The organism is Bacillus pseudomycoides DSM 12442, from assembly GCF_000161455.1.
GTDB lineage: Bacteria > Bacillota > Bacilli > Bacillales > Bacillaceae_G > Bacillus_A > Bacillus_A pseudomycoides.
Genome location: NZ_CM000745.1, coordinates 1998848 through 2015859, shown reverse-complemented (window position 1 = coordinate 2015859; position 17012 = coordinate 1998848). Strand labels below are relative to the sequence as shown.

Genomic DNA, 17012 nt, shown 5'->3' with positions numbered 1-17012 from the left:
CACTTCATCTTGTTAACATAATATTTTTACTGTTCTCTTTGATTAATGCCTGCGCATGAGCATTTCCTTGAATAATATCCCGAAATTCTTTTAAGGAATACAAATGTGTTAATCCTTTCCGAGCATGAATTCGAACAGGTACCCCTTGCAATGTATCATGAAAATAAAACGGATCATCAATTGGTTCAATTGGAAAACCAATTGTAAGTAAATACATATACATTCTTTTTGTAACAACAGCAATATACCACTCAGCTTTCATTTCTAAAGCATGAATAAATAAAATAGCTGTTAACCTTTTGAAATGTCCTCTCCCGCGCGATGTTTTCGCAATACTTAACTTTCCTATTTCATAAACATTCTTTAAACCTTTCATTAACTCATTTTCAGAAAACGGATAGAAAAACTCAGAATTAGATTGTTCAGGTGTCGTATATCGAATACACTCTACTGTACCAATAGAATGTCCTTCTTCTATTAATAAAAATCGTGATGGATTTAAATTACGCTCTACAAACATTAAATCTCTCTCTTCACAAAAATCTCCCCACAGTTGCTCGAACCAAAAATGTTCTTCCTTTGTTTGAACACGCTGGAACATATTTCCCCGCCTTTCCCATCGCCGCTCTATATTTTGATAACGCTTTCACCATCTATCATATAAGAACAAATCTCCGCATGCAACTAAAAGGTATTTAATACATTATACATTCTATAAAAATTAACCAGTTCCTATTCATTTTTTTATATTTATATAAAGTGACACTTCCATTGTATATAATTAGAAATTACCTTTATTGTTTTATCACCTCTATGGGTATTTAATTCTACAATACCATAAATTCACAATTATACTCCCTTCAACAATTCAATTTACTTACACAAAAAGAAACCTTTTCCGTAAAGAAAGGTTTCTTTTCATGTTACAATATTTTTTAACCATTTCTCGAAAATCTGTACAAGACCATGCTTTCCAGCTAACTTTTCTTCTCCCTGCTTTGTTTTATATGGATATAATTGCAAAAAGACTCCGCAACCTGCTTCTATTTTCTTCCCGTGCATATGACTGCCTGGGTATACACAAATCACTTCATGAATCGCCCTTCGGTGAAAAATACGTTTTCCATCTTGTTCTTCTACATACTTAATGGACCAATATTTGTACATTTGCTCTGTTGCTTTTGTATTTCCAACAGGCTGAAAAATATTAAACATAGGACTATATTTCACCTCAACAATAATAGACGACTGGTACTCATAACGTTCCCCTTGCTTCACATAACAATCTAAACGAATGTCTGGCTTTTTCGTATCTTCTCCATTATAGAAATGACTTCCTTTACTAAGTGCAATGAGTGGGTGCGTTTCAATAAGATCATTAAACACTACATGGATTTGAATATTTTCACGATTTAAAACAATTGTCGTACCATCCTGTAAACCATCTAAGTAAAAATAAGTTTGAATTTGTTCGCGTAATGAAATTTCATCTTTAAATTCTAACTGTTGCAATATAGAAATAATGATAAAAAATGCATAATACTCATACACTAAAAACGTTGGTTTATACACAAATAATAAAGCTGGAGATTGTTGATTATAACGTGGTAGAAACTCTAAATGATATAATAGTTGCCGATGAGTAACAGGTAAAGCATGCATAGTTATATTTGTCTTTTCAGAAATCCCTCTCCAGAATGGAGAATTTAACAAATTTTGAAAGTACAGTATAGCTTGGTGGACAATATGATTTAAAATTTTATACTCTTGTATTTTCATAGATGCTTTCCGCAAGTCTGCCTCTTTTAACAAATGAATATTTCGATATTTTTGCTTCTCCCTATCTGTTACAGACCCGTTTCTTTCAATGGTTTGCATAATTGTTTTTACTGCTTGTTGTTCCTCTTTTTTTGTATGTGTTGCTCTTTCTAATATTTCGATTGTCTTTTGTAAGAAAGCCTGCGCTTCAAGTAAATATTGATAAAATTGTTTCGTTGTAAATTTTAGAAAAGCATTCTCCAAACTATCTGTTTGTTCTATAAATCTGCGATTATAATACTTAGCGTGGGGCTTTTTCTCGTTCATTATCACACTTTTCATCGTCGCTTTTCGTTCCCGTATTTCCCACTCATATTTATCGATATATCTTGTGTTCTCTTCAACTTTTTTATAAAGCTGCTTTATTTTTTTCATTTTTTGTGGCAGCATTCGAAGTAGCATTAAATAGGAAGAATCTTCAATATCAATTAGCGTTGAGAATGTCTTTTTATAATAACCACGATCTAGCATAATTTCATTCAAAATTGATTTTACATAATTTTGAATCGTTTCAAATTGATCATCAAAAAAATTTTTAGGAACAATTTGAAACGCTCCATAGTATATCTCTTCTTCCACTTTCACCTCGAAATGATACAAACCACAACGCCAAGGATAAAAAAAATCAGTTTTTCCATGTTCATATAATAATACTTTTTCTCTTTTTTCATGCAATTCATATTGCCATTCTTTCTTATCTTTTTGCCCTTCATACACTTTATTCCATATAAAAGTAACACGGATTGGCTTTTCACAATGTAAAGTCAAACGTAATGCTTTTAATTCTTGCACTTTATAAACACAATGTGCCATTGTTGTAGTGTGTTTACAAAGACGATTCAAAAATATAAAATCTCCTTTTCCTTCTGTTCCAATAATTAATTTTAATACGAACGGGAGCTTATCTTTTGTATCTACAATTTCCGTCTCGTGCTGCTCCTCATTTCGCATACCCATACAACTCCAATTCACGCCGTTTTTGTCTAATATAAGCTAGAGAATGTTCGAATGCGGAGACACAATTCGCAAGTGGAGATTGTAATAATGATACTAGCGATAGCCCTTTCTTTTCATCCTCACGAAGAAGTGGACCAATTGTCATTTCCGTACCACGTAATTTTGTTAAAATACGCTGTTTTACTTGTAAATCAAAACCCTCTTCTCGGCTAATCATATAAGATTGATTATCTTTTGGAGGGATATTTTGCAAATAAGTCGCAATCGCAGCAGCGCATCGAAAAGAAACGCCTTTCGATGCGTCATGTGATGATAATACGCCGTGTAATTTATCTAATAGTTCTAATTCTTCTTCAAAAAGTACATCAATTATCTCTTTATTTCGTAACCAATTCATACGAAACTCTCCTGTTGTTACTTGTAGGGGCGGGATTTGTATCCCTTTATTTTGCTGCATATTGATTTCACAAAATGGAATCTTTTGAAGTGTAATAAGATTTGTTCGATCCAATAAGCGATCAGATAATTCTTTCGTTGTTTCATCAAAATTTACAGTCCCGATAAAAATAATATTTTCACCAATTTCAATTTTAGGTGGAATTATATTTTCTATTTCATTTCCTTCCTCATATAAAGAAAGAATACGATTTTTCTTTTCTAATTGAAGAATAGATAAAAATGGTGTAAACCAATGTTCAATATGTGACATATTCATTTCATCAAATACAATCATATAAAGCTGATTCGGATTTTCATATGCTTTTAATAATGTCCGAATTAACTTCGTTTCACTTTCGATATATGTTCCATTTGGATGAAGATAACCTATTATATCGTGTGGTTCTTGATAAGATGGAGAAATTGGAATCCATAACAATTCTTCTCCATACGTTAACCCTAACGCTTCTGCATATACTTGCACAAAACGAGATTTCCCGATTCCTGGGATACCAGCAAGAATCGTTAACATATTTGTTTTTACACTAATATGAAAGTTAAAAATATCCGTTGCATCTAAATACAAACCTTTATTATTGATTAAGTTCTGTACATACTGTATAAATGTAGATTCACGCTCATTCCATTCTTGGTCTTCTTTTTGCCCTTTTATGTCTACTACTTCCACCCGTTTTCCCTCTTCTTCGATTTGCTTTAGAAGTTGATCATACATATTTTCTCTTACAAAATACAAATGATCATCCGCTTTCACTTCTATATACTTGGTCCAATTATCAATTTCGATATATTTGCATTCCTTTTTTTGTTCGCAATATGCAATTGAACTAATGGATGATTTTAATGATAAATTCCCATATAATCTACCTTCATACCATAACAACTGTGGTACTTCGAAATCGTGTGGGAATTTAGGAATAAGAAAAGATAAGTACCCATTACCTAGCTTTCGCTCTAAAGATTCTCTCTTTTTATAGCCTACTAATCTTGGCGAAGGGATAATCTTATATGCATCCGCGATTTCCCGTTGTTCTGTACATATTAATTCAACATACAAGTTCCCTCTTTCATAATAAAGGCGAAACAATACCAATTGTTTTTCTAACTTTTTTTTCTTTAAATCCGCAAATATTCTCTCATTTTTTTTGTTAGTATATAGTCCTTCAAACAAATATACTTCACCTTCAAATTGCGATTTCAAAATAGAAGGAATTTGTGAAAGACATTGTACAGAAAAAGTATTCTTTTTTTCCTCCTCACCTTCAACGAACTTTCCAAGAAATCTCATGTGATACATCCGCTTTATAAAACTTGGATGGAGAGCTTTATGTAGCTTCAATATACTCACCTTCTTTTTTTCATACTGTTCTTATTATATGAACTGTAAAAGAAAACTAGAAACAAAAAAACCTGACCTACACCGTCAGGTTACAAAAGTAAAACTTATATTAGTGAGAAGGGAAAGCTTTTTTCTCTTGCATAATCGCATTGTGAGCAATTTTCATTTTAGCAAGTACGTATCGTAGTTTATCCTCGGCATTTTCATCTTTATTATGTTGCAGGCTTGCTAAAGTCTCCACAGAACCAGCTAAATTCTCAATCGCTCCACGTAGTTCGGGATGATGATTAAAAAATGATTCTTGTACTAATACTTTTCGTAAATCACTTGCCAATTCCATAATTCTTAAGAGTTGTTCTTTTTCTTCCATTCTCATCCCTCCTAAACATCTTATATATTAGATATTCTGTAAATAAAATAAAATTCCTTGTATGCAAAGAAAAAAGTCCTCCAGGAGGACTTTTTTACATTTTTATATTACCTGTTACAAGCATATAAAGCGATATTACTGCTGCAACCACGATTACAACCATGACATATCTCTCCATGCCAGAAAAACAGCGATTTCCTTTTTCTTTTCGAGCAAACATATAAACAACAAGTCCAATACCATATACGATTGAGACAAGTAATAAGTTTTTTAAGCCTGCTGCATAAATCAACCATACGGAATACAATGAGGCAATTAAAGCAAGCATTCCATTTTTTAGCCTCGCACGTTTCAGTTCCTTCGTTACAACTAATTTCAACTGATAAAGTGCTGATAATAAGTACGGAAGTAAAATAGATGTAGACGCGATAAAATACATCATTTGATACGTTGATTCCGAAAACAAAACGATAATAAACAATGTTTGTGCGACACCATTTGAAATCCATAATGCAATATGTGGTGTCTGCTTTTTATTTGTCTTCGTAAAGGCTTTCGGAAATACGCCATCTTTCCCTGCTACGTGAGAAATTTCAGAAACGAGTAAGAACCATCCAATTAATGTCCCAACAAGTGAAGCAACCAATCCGATATTAATGGCAAATGCTCCCCATGGTCCAACAACATGCTCTAATACATGGCCCATTGACGGCGTTTCTAACAGAGAAAGCTCTTGTCTTGTCATTGCCCCCATAGAAAGGACTGAGATTAAAATATAGATGGACATAACTAAAATTAATCCAACAACCGTTGCTTTTCCAACATCACGGCTGTTTTTTGCTCTTCCAGATAATACGACTGCTCCTTCCACACCGATAAATACCCAAAGTGTAACAAGCATCGTATTTTTCACTTGACCAAGGACAGAAGAAATAGAAACGGTTCCCTCACCCCAAAAATCATGTGTAAATGTATCCCAGCGAAACGCTGTAACCATAACTGCAATAAATAATAAAATCGGAACTAGTTTTCCAATTGTTGCAACAAAGTTCATAATAGACGCTTCACGAATTCCAATTAAAATAAGGAAGTGCAGCGTCCATAATAAAAGAGATGCACCAACGATGGAGGCAACGTTGTTTCCTCCTTTAAAAATAGGGAAAAAATATCCAAGTGTACTAAACAATAACATAATCGTAGCTACGTTTCCTAAAATCCCTGCAAGCCAATATCCCCATGCACTGTTAAAACCAACATATTCACCAAATCCTGTGCGTGCGTAACTATAAATTCCGCCTTCAAGCTCTGGTTTTTGTCTTGCTAACGTTTGGTATACAAGTGCAAGTGGAATCATTCCCATTGCTGTAATACACCATCCAATTATCGTTGCGCCACTATTTGCGCCTACTGCTAAATCATGCGGTAAACTAAAAACACCACCGCCAACCATTGTTCCTACTACTAATGCGATTAATGGAAAAAATCCTAATTTCTTTTCTATTGGTACCACCCCATCTGTCATTCTAGGTGTTATGTTCATCCGTTCAACTATTAAAGTCACCTTTTTCTCTAATAGATGTTTCTATTATATTTTTTCAGGAAAACATTACTTATTCTAAAAGAAAATGAGCAAAAAGGGAATACTTTTTTGAAAAATTGTATAAGTATGCACAAAAAAACCGTTCATTTTATTATGAACGGTCGATTTCCAGTCATTAAATTGTATATTTTTTGCAAATATTAATGAATCAATCCCTCTTTTTCTAAAAATTGTTTCGCTACTCTTTCTGCACTTTTACCATTTACATTTACTTCATAATTCATTTTTCTCATATCTTCATCTGATATTTTCCCAGCAAGTTTATTTAATGTCTGTTCAAGTTCAGGATATTTATCAAGCGTTTCTTTTCTTAATAAAGGAGCTCCTTGGTAAGGTGGGAATAACCCTTTATCATCTTCTAGTACTTGGAGGCCATATTGTTCAAGTTCGCTGTCAGTAGAATAAGCATCAATAACAGTAACCTCCCCCGACTCAATTGCACCATATCGTAACTTCGGCTCCATTGTTGTTACGTTTGCAATCTGGAAATTATACAATTTTTGCATCCCTTTATAGCCGTCTTCCCGATCTGCAAACTCTAACGTAAATCCAGCCTTAACATTTGCTGCAACATTTCGTAAATCTGAGATTGTTTTCACATTATACTGCTCTGCAACTTTTCTTGGCATTGCAAGTGCATATGTATTGTTATATTCCATCGGCTTTAGCATCACCATATGATATTTCTTTTCCATCCCTAGACGTGCTTGTTCATATACTTCTTTACGATTTGTACTTTTTGGGTCTTCTTTTACAAAAGTAGATAAAGCAGTCCCTGAAAATTCAGGATACATATCAATTTCCCCTGATTTTAAAGCTTCAAAAACAAATGCTGTTTTCCCAAGTCCTGGTTTCAATTCTACATCTAAATCAGTATCTTGCTCGATCAGCTGCTTATACATTTGAATTAAAATTTCTGGTTCAGCTCCCAGCTTTCCAGCAATCACAATATCTTTCTTTTGCGTATTCCATAGAAATGGTGCAGCTATAACAACTACAATGATACATATTGCCGATATAATTCGCTTAGGAGAGCGTCCAGTGCTTTCAAACATCCGAAGTACTCCGTCAAAGAATAAAGCTAACAATGCGGCTGGTACAGCCCCTAATACGATAAGAGCATGGTCATTTCGATCTATACCGAGTAAAATAAGTTTTCCAAGCCCTCCAGCTCCTATTAAAGCAGCTAACGTAGCTGTTCCGACAATCAATACCATTGCCGTACGAATTCCAGCCATTATAATTGGCAATGCAAGAGGAAGTTCTACTCTCCATAATCTTCTAAAGCTATTCATTCCCATCGCTCTGGCTGCTTCAATAAGCGATGCATCTAACTTACGGATTCCCGTATATGTATTTCGTAAAATTGGCAATAACGCATACACAACTAGCGCGATAATTGCTGGCACCTTTCCAATACCAACAAGCGGAATTAAAAGCCCTAGTAAAGCCAATGAGGGAATTGTTTGCATAACAGCAGATGTGCCTATAATAAACTCAGCAATTCGCTCTCTTCTCGTTAACAAAATACCGAGTGGAACTGCAATCATCACCGCAAAGAATAAAGAAATAAGTGAAATTTGTAAGTGCTCAATCAGCGCACTAAGTAATTCTAATTTTCGTTCCTGAAACGTTTGTAATAATGCAGACACGGTTTACCCCCTCTCCTTCATTTGTCCAGCCAAATATGCCACAATATGACGGCTCGTTAATGTCCCCACGTATTGCCCCTCTCTTTCAATCGGGATTGCCTCTTCTGCTTCCAAACGAATCAACGCCTCTTGTAGTGAAGCATGCAGAGATAGAGGTAAAACATCATTGTCTACTTTTCTATCACTCGCAAGTGGCAACACATCTTCAATGCTCTTCCCTTCATACCAAGGGCGAACACGATTTCCAATAAATTCTTCTACAAAATCATTTACTGGGTTATGTATGATTCCTTCCGGTGTATCTAATTGAACGATTTTTCCTTTTCTCATCACGCAAATACGATCACCAAGTGTTAACGCTTCTTGCATATCATGTGTCACGAACACGATTGTTTTTTGAATTTTTTTCTGTAATTCTACAATATCCTTTTGCAACTGTTCTCGGCTTAATGGATCTAGCGCGCTAAATGGTTCATCCATGAGAACGATTTTCGGGTTAGCAGCCAGTGCTCTTACCACTCCCACACGTTGCTTCTGTCCACCAGATAATTCATCAGGCATACGATTTCGATATACATCTGGATCTAATCCAACCATATCAAGTAACTCATCCACACGCTCTTGAACTTTTTCTTTACTCCATTTTCTCATTTCAGGTACAATCGCAATATTTTCAGCAATTGTCATATGAGGAAACAATGCAATTTGTTGCAGAACGTACCCGATATCCCAACGCAATTCATGAATATTGTAATCTTGGATGTCTTTTCCATCGATAGAGATGGAACCTTCTGTCGTTTCAATTAAACGATTAATCATTTTCATCGTTGTTGTTTTTCCGCAACCACTCGGACCGATAAGGACAAAAAACTCTCCTTTTTTAATTTCTAAATGTAATGAATCTACTGCTTTTGTACCATCTTCATATGCTTTTGACACATGATTAAATCGAATCACAAATACAACTCCCTTATTATTGTTTCTTTCATTCTGATAGAATCTTTCCTTCTTTTCAAATGATACGCTTTTTATTCACGAAAAAAGAGCCCTTACTTGAGCTCTAATGATCGAATAATACTGTTTTAATAATTGCTGCATATTCACGTATATATGCTTTCTTCTCTGAACGCCTTGGTGTTGGTGCCGCGAGTGACTCCATCTGCATTCCTAAACGCTTAGCAATAATTTTTGTTCGATATAGATGATATGTATTACTCACAACTACCGCGTGCATTACATGATATAAATCCATGCTAAACTTTAGATTTTCATAAGTACTTGTCGAACGATCCTCAATGAAAATACGATTCTCTTCAATTCCATGCTTTATTAAATAATTTCGCATGCTATGTGCTTCAGGAATGTCCTCATCTTCACCTTGTCCTCCAGATACAATTACTTTTGTTTCCGGATGAGAATTTAAATACATTAAGGCTACATCCAGTCGATTTTGAAGAGATAAAGAAGGTTTATCCCCAAATAATTTTGCACCTAAAATTAATACATATGGAGCGTTATCACTTAACTTTTCACAAGCAACTTTTTTCATTCGATATGTCATATACATTATGCATAATGGTGGAAATAATAAAATAACAAGTAGTATCCATTTGTTCATATATAAGCTTACACTCCCTTTCTTTATATTATATAGAAAAAGAAAGGGAGACAGAAGTATTTTTTAGTGACTACGTTGTCCTGCGTTTTGAGCATTACGCCCTTTTTTAGAAGATGTATGACACTGAGTTTGATTTCCTTTATGTTTCGCTGATCCTAACGCTTTCGTTTTTCCCATTTTGTTTCACATCCTCTTTTTATATGGTTCCTTTATAGATTTTGTATTTTCTCTCTCGTCATACAATGGATTTATTGGAAGTTTCTCCTTATTTCAAGAGTATTTTTTATTTTTGGGATATCAAGATAAAGTGAAACTTTAATCAGTGGGGTTTTCTTTCCCACACTGATTATTAGCCCTCACCAATCGGACTTTTACGGGCAGTTGATCTCCCACCTAACATCCTTGTTTCTCTCTGCATCTTGAGGTGAGGATATTCCTTCCCGTTTATTCGGGATAAAAGGTTACATTTAGTGTATTCATTACATGCTTATAATTTAATATATATTAAATACAATAAGAATATTGTAATATAGTGAAAAGGAGATGATTTTATGTTGAAAATAGGACAAAACAAAGTACGTTTAATTTCAGGAATTAGCTTATTAATATTGGTTATGACTAATTCTTTTATAAAAAGTGATTCTTGGGTCATTTGTATAGATGTCATTTTAGTCTTGGTTAACTTATTTCTATTTATTATTTCTAGAGATATAACAAAAGCCGATTTACTTAGAAAAAAAGGTAAGTTAAATGAAATGAAATAATTTTGTGTTATTTTTAAGGATGAAAAGAGAAAGTAAATTTTTATTCAAAAGTTTTTATTTCTTTTAAGAATACATGAGATTCTGTAACTTTGATTCAAACTATGTATTATAATGAAATATGCGATAAAACCTATATCTAAAAAGGGGGCGATTCTATTATGTATAAACTCAAAACAACAGAAACCAACAATAGTGTAATCGAGTTTATTGAAAATGTTGACAGCCTAAAAAAACGAGAAGACGCATATCAGTTATTAGATATCTTTACTGAAACAACAGGTTATCCAGCAAAGATGTGGGGACCAAGCATAATTGGATTTGGTACATACCACTATAAATATGCATCTGGTCATGAAGGAGATGCACCATTAGTAGGCTTTTCCCCTCGTAAAGCCAAGATTAGTTTATATTTTGCGACGGGTGACCCTAAGCGAGAAGAATTATTAAAAGACTTTGGAAAACATACATCTGGAAAAGCGTGTATATACATTAATAAAGTAGCAGATATTGATCTTAATGTTCTAAAAGCATTAATTAAACAATCTGTCGGTTTTTTACAAGAAACGTATCCAGATCGTTAATATGTGTATAGCAATTAAACGAATGAAGCAACAGGTGTTTTGAATACAAGTCAAAAAAATACCGCTTAAATAGAAAGTGGCAAATTTAACTTATTAGGAATATCAGCTTTAAAATGCGGAGTATGTTGTATAGAAAAAGAATATCCTTCTTGAACAAACGATAGTTCATTCTTACTAAACTGACAAGGTACATCATTTTGTCTTAGATGATTCTGAACCTTTTGTATGAAGTGTAGACTTGGTGTTCCAAATGAAACATGTATCTTTGGAGGCAAAGCTTTCATTGCAATTGGAATCCAAGTTCTCCCCTTCCAACTTGCAACAATATGGGCTGTGCCACCAATCATAAAGTTGAAAATCCCACCATCTTCAAATGTTTTCATGCATAAATTAGATTTTAGCCATTCTCTAAATATAGGTACATTTTCAACTGGGCAACCTATTTCTCTCATATAAAGAATGTTTAAAGGTGTATGTGGAACTAGAACACCTTCATCAATATATTTATGTGCAATAATCTCTAGAAGATTTCCATCCCCATCGCGAAAATATAAATTTAATCGATTATCCTCTTCATCAATGTCATGACCGTCTTCCCATTTTACAATAAGCAAACCAGATTCCTGAATCCGTTTTGCTGCTTCATAAAATTTTGAAAATGGTACTTGAAAAGCAAAATGAGCAGGTGAAATTGGCTCATATGCTTCTTCAAAAGATAAAGTTACATGTGGCGCTAATCGAAAACTTATCTGTTTATCCGTTTTTAATAAAATTGGGATCCCGAGGCGTTCTCCATATACTTGTTCTACGCCTTGAATAGATACTGTCTGTAATCTCAGCTCTGAAAAATGTGTAATCATCCTTATTCACCACCTTAATTTCCATACATAAAATCAATTTTATTAAAAATTCTTCTATTTATATCACTATTCTGTGGACCTTATTGATTGAAATCGTTTTCACAAAGGTGCTAGAGGCAATGAATAATAGAACATTGCCCTCTAAAAAATTATCACTCCACCCCTAATTGCTTTTTCACTTCTTTATACACGCTCATATATGCTTTTAACTCTTTGAAAAGATCATGAATTAATGGTTTTGCATCTTCACTAAGTTCACCATCTTGTACGTATAAACCGTCTAGTACAACTTGTTTTGGAATCGCATTTGCATATACGCCTCGCGCGACAATCCGCATGCTATTAAGCGCGTTTATACCGCCTTTTCCGCCGCCTGCAACCGCCAATAAAGCAACTGGTTTATGGACAAATTCACTGCTACTTAAGAAATCTAATGCATTTTTGAGCGCACCACTCATCGCATTATGATATTCAGGTGTGCAAAGGACAACACCATCAGCTTCTTTCACTATTGTTTTTAATTTAGTTACCGCTTCTAGTTCACGTTGTGATTCTTCACCGTTATATAAAGGCAATTGTTCTGTTGCTAAATCATATAACTCTCCTTCAAATTGTTCTGCAATATATTTTGCAATGACACGTGTTCTACCAAATTTACGTGGTGTTCCGTTAATTACAACTAATTTCATGTTTATTTCTCCCCTTTGTTTTAAGTTCTACCTCTATACTATCAGAAAATTCTACACAAAAAACAGTAAAAAGAGGGAAAAGCTTTGAGAAAATAGTATGAGAAATACAAAAAGAACTCATACTTTCGTATGAGTTCCTGATATATCAATTAATCATTCTTTACAACAGCGTGTCCGCCGAACTGATTTCGAAGTGCTGAAACAACTATAGTCGCTTCTGAACTACTAGTAACTTCAGCTAATTCCGTAATTGATTTATGTACAACATCTTGCGGATGTTTAATAATATGTTCAGCAATACTTCGAAGCTTCAGTGATAAACCATTTAATGAAGCCCGAATCTTTCCTATTCCACTTTTTGTACCAGACATGATGTATCTTCCCCTTCCATAGTAGCTCTATCGTACCTAATTATCGAAAGAAGAAAAATCTTTATTGGATATTGTTATGTATTTTATATGCTTTTGTATATTTTGCAGTGACATCTTTATACCGTAATAATCCTGTTCTTATATTGACTTCTACCTCTTCATCAATATATGTAGTACGGAATGTTATCGTTTCATTTTGCATGCGACTAGGCAAAATTTTAAACTTATATAATACTCCGTAACGTTTTGGAATCGTAACATAGAATTGGTTATTTGAACTTGTAATCTGAAGCGCTTCATTGTTTTCTGTTATGTATTCTCCTACACATTCGGATAGATTTAAACAATTTTGTTCATACGAGCGTATAGCTACTTGCACCTCAACATCTTCCTATACAACACCATTTTTTACAGCATACAAAGCCGCTTGCGTCCGATCATCTACTTCTAATTTAGCAAGTACATTTGAAACATGTGTTTTAACTGTCTGTTCTGTAATATGAAGCTCTGCTGCAATTTCTTTATTACTTCTTCCTTTCGCAATTTCACGCAGTACTTCTTTTTCCCTTTTTGTCAGCATAGAAAAACTATCTTTTTTTTCCTCTTTCACTGCCGGTCGTCCTAACAAAGCAGGCGTTACTTTCGGATGGAAATTTGCATTGCCTTGATGTACAGCAATAATAGAAGCAACAAGTTGATCTGGCTGTACTTCTTTTAGTTGATAACCATCCGCACCAGCTTCCATCGCTGGAAGAACGTAATCTTGCTCTGAAAAACTGCTTAACATAAGGATTTTAATTGTCGCATCATATTGCTTCAATCTTTTTGTCGCTTCAATTCCATCCATTTTCGGCATTGATAAATCCATTAATACTACATCTGGCCTTTCTTTTCGAACAAACGCTAACGCCTCTTCCCCATTCTCTGCTTCTCCTATAATTTCAAATTCCTCTTTCGTTTTTAAGAAGAATACAAGTCCCCTTCGCACAATATGATGATCCTCTACAAGTAATAATTTAATTTTCAATGTGTTTCTCCCTTTCAAACCGGTAATTGAATCTCAATCTTTGTCCCCTGTCCCGGTTTCGTTCTTATTCGAAATGTTCCTTTCATCAATTCAATTCGTTCTTTCATACTTTTTAAACCAAGTGCTGAATCTCTCACTGTTTCTCTAATAAACCCAATGCCGTCATCTTCAATTTGAAAGTTCAACTTATTATTTTCTGTTTTCAAGCTAACAGATACTCTCTCACATGAAGCATGTTTTTTACAATTATGTAAGGCTTCCTGACTCACACGCCACAGTACTTCTTCTATTTCATCACCAATTGAAATAACTCCATCAATTCGAATTGCTACTTGAATACCTAATAGCCTTCCGTAATTCTGTACTGCTTCTGCAAGCCCTTTTTCTAATCCTTCTGGCCGTAATTGCCAAATTAATAATGTCATCTCTTGCAGCGCTTCTTGCGATAATTCCCCTATGTAACGGAGCATCTCTTGTAATTCTTTGTCCTTTGCCATATCAAGAGTACCTCTAGCAGTTAACATAATAGAAAATAGCAATTGTTTCACCGAATCGTGTAAATCACGTGCGAGTCGATTTCTCTCCGCTACAATTACATATTTGCGCTCTTTCTCAACTAGCCTAATTCGTTGTATCGTTGTTCCAATTTGGAATGCAATCGCCTCTAATAACGCTAGTTCTTCTTCTGAAAAATGTGTTTTATGAGGTGAAGCAACATTTAATAAACCGAACTTCTCGCTGCCAGCACGAAGAGGAATCGTCGCATGGTGTGTAATCTCTTCGGTCTCTCCCCAATTATATTCAATAGCATCTTCAATTCGTTTACACTCAATGATATTTGTTGCCTTTTCTAAACGTCCATTTACGAATCGATTCACGCACCAACAATCTCCTTCACACATCGGCTTCTTTTCCCGCCATGTGAGTGCTGGTGGCAAATTCCTATCAACAAGCATACGATGCGTTCCTTTTTCATCAATAAAAAAAATCCAACCTGTTTGTAAATTCATAACTTGCAATAATGTATGTAATACTTTTTCCAACATTTCCTGTAAATCAGTTGCCTCATTTAACAACTCTGCAATTTCTTTTAACGCCTCTAACCGGCGCATTTGCTTTTCATCATAATTCATGTTCATCACCAACTACCATTATAACATTAAGAAATTTCTAAATACTATAAATTAAAAAAGAAGCTGAATGTATCAGCTTCTTTACTCTATATCAATAACTTTTCGATTTGTTGTATTTGTTTACTAATCTTGCAGTTCCGAACGACCAAGAGCCGTCTAAGTATTGTTCCATTCCTTTTATCCCGCATTTTTGTTTCTCTTCACTGCACTTCGGCATGTAAACAAGACTTAAAGTGTCCAATTGCAAACTCATGTCCTTGTTCATTAAAAGAAGCCACTGCTTTTTCATGTACAACGATGTGAAATCCTTTATTATAGGCATCCACTGCTGTATGTAGAACACAAATATCCGTACATACACCAACAAGGTGGACTTCTTGTATTCCTCTTTCTCTTAGTTTCATTTCTAAGTCCGTTCCAGCAAAAGCACTATAACGTGTTTTGTCCATATAGTATACATTCTCATTGTCTTGATATTTTTCATACACCTTTTGTAACTCTCCGTATAAATCTCTTCCTTTTGTTCCCGCTATATTATGTGGTGGAAATAATTGTGTCTCAGGATGATAGGAATCATTCTTTTCATGTTTATCAATGGCAAACACAACATAATCTCCGTTTTCAATATACTGCTTCGTAATCGCTACAAGATGCTGTTCAATATCTTGTCCCGGCTTTCCACACGTTAAAGCACCATCTTCTGCTACAAAATCATATGTATAATCAATATTTATAAGAGCACGTTTCATCACTCATTCTCCTCCCTACTCGTTTCACGCTAAACAATAGAAAACGTGTTTTTACGACGCGATATATTTTATTCGACATTTTCAAACAAATCCCTACGAAACATTTATATTTAAAGTATAGGTATATATATTATCGCTTTCATTTGATTTGGATATATTGATTGCAATACATCGGTAATTTCAAAATCTGGTCCTTCTCTTCTTTCATAATTCGAGTTTGGTAGCCATGTACCATAAATATACCTTCTCGTATTTTGAACTAAATCAGTCGAACCATTTACTTTGAATTCAGCATATTTACCTTCTGGAATTTCAAAATTAACAAACCCATCGTCTAATTCTGCAGCACTCCCCTGTACTTCTTCTCCAATAATGAACGAAAAATTACCATCATCATGAAAATTACATGCGATACCATATGACATATTAGGTGCAATTTTCTCAAGAATCCTCAAATAATATTCATTACTTCCAAAGTCAAAATAAAATTTTGGAATTTCCTCAAAGTATTTTTCATTGTTTAGATTAGTTTTATATTCAAAACCGATAATATCCCTTTTGCTTAATTGTACAATATTAGGTTTATTCATAATCAAGTCTCCCTTCATCTCCTTTTTATAGTCAAAAAAATTCATTTTAGCTTGTAAATGTAAAGCGATTTCTGACTTTCGATATTTAGCAGGAGTCATTCCAAAATAATTTACAAATGCTCGTGTAAATGCCTCTTGTGAGTTATATTGAAAATCAATCGCAATTTCTAATATATTCTTTCTTGTTTCCCTTAATGAAATGGCAGCTTCAGATAGCCTTCTATTTCTTATATATTCTTGTACAGAAAAACCTGTAATCGCTTGAAACAGCCTTTGAAAATGAAACGGAGAAAAACAAGATTGCGAAGAAACTTCAACAACATTAAGTCTGTCCTGTAGATTGCTTTCAATAAATTCAATAGAGTTTTGGATTTTTTCGAAATAATCCATCTTCACTCCCCCCTCTTTTAATCTATTTTATATTTTCATCAAAATATT

Annotated in this window: 17 protein-coding genes and 1 pseudogene; 2 read left to right on the top strand and 16 right to left on the bottom strand. The window is 34.2% G+C overall.

The features are described 5' to 3' along the window. Positions 1–4: 4 nt before the first annotated feature. The 8 genes from BPMYX0001_RS10025 to BPMYX0001_RS09990 form a co-directional block, all read right to left on the bottom strand. Positions 5–601 (bottom strand): hypothetical protein, encoded by a 597-nt coding sequence (locus BPMYX0001_RS10025; RefSeq protein WP_003207128.1) that lies wholly within the window; start codon positions 599–601, stop codon positions 5–7. 317 nt (positions 602–918) lie between these two features. Next, on the bottom strand, positions 919–2769 hold the full coding sequence (locus BPMYX0001_RS10020) for a hypothetical protein (RefSeq protein WP_033798852.1): 1851 nt from the start codon (positions 2767–2769) through the stop codon (positions 919–921). Continuing rightward, a complete protein-coding gene (locus BPMYX0001_RS10015; protein ID WP_018782154.1) occupies positions 2759–4570 on the bottom strand; it encodes an AAA family ATPase in 1812 nt (603 codons plus the stop codon). The genes BPMYX0001_RS10020 and BPMYX0001_RS10015 overlap by 11 nt, the downstream gene beginning before the upstream one ends. Before the next feature lie 109 nt (positions 4571–4679). After that, complete coding sequence (locus BPMYX0001_RS10010; RefSeq protein WP_003197448.1) at positions 4680–4940, bottom strand: hypothetical protein; 261 nt, start codon at positions 4938–4940, stop codon at positions 4680–4682. Between the two features lie 94 nt (positions 4941–5034). Next, on the bottom strand, positions 5035–6462 hold the full coding sequence (gene arcD / locus BPMYX0001_RS10005; RefSeq protein WP_003207126.1) for an arginine-ornithine antiporter: 1428 nt from the start codon (positions 6460–6462) through the stop codon (positions 5035–5037). 218 nt (positions 6463–6680) lie between these two features. Next, on the bottom strand, positions 6681–8192 hold the full coding sequence (locus BPMYX0001_RS10000) for an ABC transporter permease/substrate-binding protein (RefSeq protein ID WP_003197444.1): 1512 nt from the start codon (positions 8190–8192) through the stop codon (positions 6681–6683). A 3-nt stretch (positions 8193–8195) separates the two neighbouring features. Further along, positions 8196–9149, bottom strand: a complete 954-nt coding sequence (locus BPMYX0001_RS09995) for an ABC transporter ATP-binding protein (RefSeq protein WP_033798851.1) — start codon at positions 9147–9149, stop codon at positions 8196–8198. Positions 9150–9252: 103 nt separating this feature from the next. Next, entirely contained in the window at positions 9253–9810 is a 558-nt protein-coding gene (locus BPMYX0001_RS09990; RefSeq protein WP_006094751.1) for a YdcF family protein, read from the bottom strand. 551 nt (positions 9811–10361) lie between these two features. Here BPMYX0001_RS09990 and BPMYX0001_RS09985 point away from each other — a divergent pair. Both BPMYX0001_RS09985 and BPMYX0001_RS09980 read left to right on the top strand, forming a co-directional pair. After that, positions 10362–10574 carry a hypothetical protein gene (locus BPMYX0001_RS09985; protein ID WP_006094750.1) on the top strand — a complete coding sequence of 71 codons (213 nt, stop codon included), beginning with the start codon at positions 10362–10364 and terminating at the stop codon, positions 10572–10574. Positions 10575–10732: 158 nt separating this feature from the next. After that, positions 10733–11155 carry a DUF1801 domain-containing protein gene (locus BPMYX0001_RS09980; protein WP_006094749.1) on the top strand — a complete coding sequence of 141 codons (423 nt, stop codon included), beginning with the start codon at positions 10733–10735 and terminating at the stop codon, positions 11153–11155. Positions 11156–11220: 65 nt separating this feature from the next. Here the strand turns inward: BPMYX0001_RS09980 and BPMYX0001_RS09975 are convergent, their stop codons facing one another. The 8 genes and pseudogenes from BPMYX0001_RS09975 to BPMYX0001_RS09940 form a co-directional block, all read right to left on the bottom strand. Beyond that, positions 11221–12015, bottom strand: a complete 795-nt coding sequence (locus tag BPMYX0001_RS09975) for a VOC family protein (protein WP_006094748.1) — start codon at positions 12013–12015, stop codon at positions 11221–11223. A 152-nt stretch (positions 12016–12167) separates the two neighbouring features. Further along, entirely contained in the window at positions 12168–12704 is a 537-nt protein-coding gene (locus BPMYX0001_RS09970) for an NADPH-dependent FMN reductase (protein ID WP_006094747.1), read from the bottom strand. Between the two features lie 206 nt (positions 12705–12910). Then, positions 12911–13075, bottom strand: a pseudogene (locus BPMYX0001_RS09965) (MurR/RpiR family transcriptional regulator); the annotation flags it as partial. A gap of 61 nt (positions 13076–13136) precedes the next feature. Beyond that, on the bottom strand, positions 13137–13454 hold the full coding sequence (locus tag BPMYX0001_RS09960; RefSeq protein ID WP_033798850.1) for a hypothetical protein: 318 nt from the start codon (positions 13452–13454) through the stop codon (positions 13137–13139). Between the two features lie 12 nt (positions 13455–13466). Further along, positions 13467–14102, bottom strand: coding sequence for a response regulator (locus tag BPMYX0001_RS09955; RefSeq protein WP_003197417.1), 636 nt, complete (start codon positions 14100–14102; stop codon positions 13467–13469). A gap of 14 nt (positions 14103–14116) precedes the next feature. After that, positions 14117–15235 carry a GAF domain-containing sensor histidine kinase gene (locus BPMYX0001_RS09950; RefSeq protein ID WP_006094744.1) on the bottom strand — a complete coding sequence of 373 codons (1119 nt, stop codon included), beginning with the start codon at positions 15233–15235 and terminating at the stop codon, positions 14117–14119. A gap of 200 nt (positions 15236–15435) precedes the next feature. Further along, positions 15436–15984: a cysteine hydrolase family protein gene (locus BPMYX0001_RS09945; RefSeq protein ID WP_018766414.1), complete on the bottom strand. Its 549-nt coding sequence runs from the start codon at positions 15982–15984 to the stop codon at positions 15436–15438. A 110-nt stretch (positions 15985–16094) separates the two neighbouring features. Further along, on the bottom strand, positions 16095–16964 hold the full coding sequence (locus tag BPMYX0001_RS09940) for an AraC family transcriptional regulator (protein WP_006094743.1): 870 nt from the start codon (positions 16962–16964) through the stop codon (positions 16095–16097). Positions 16965–17012: the final 48 nt, after the last annotated feature.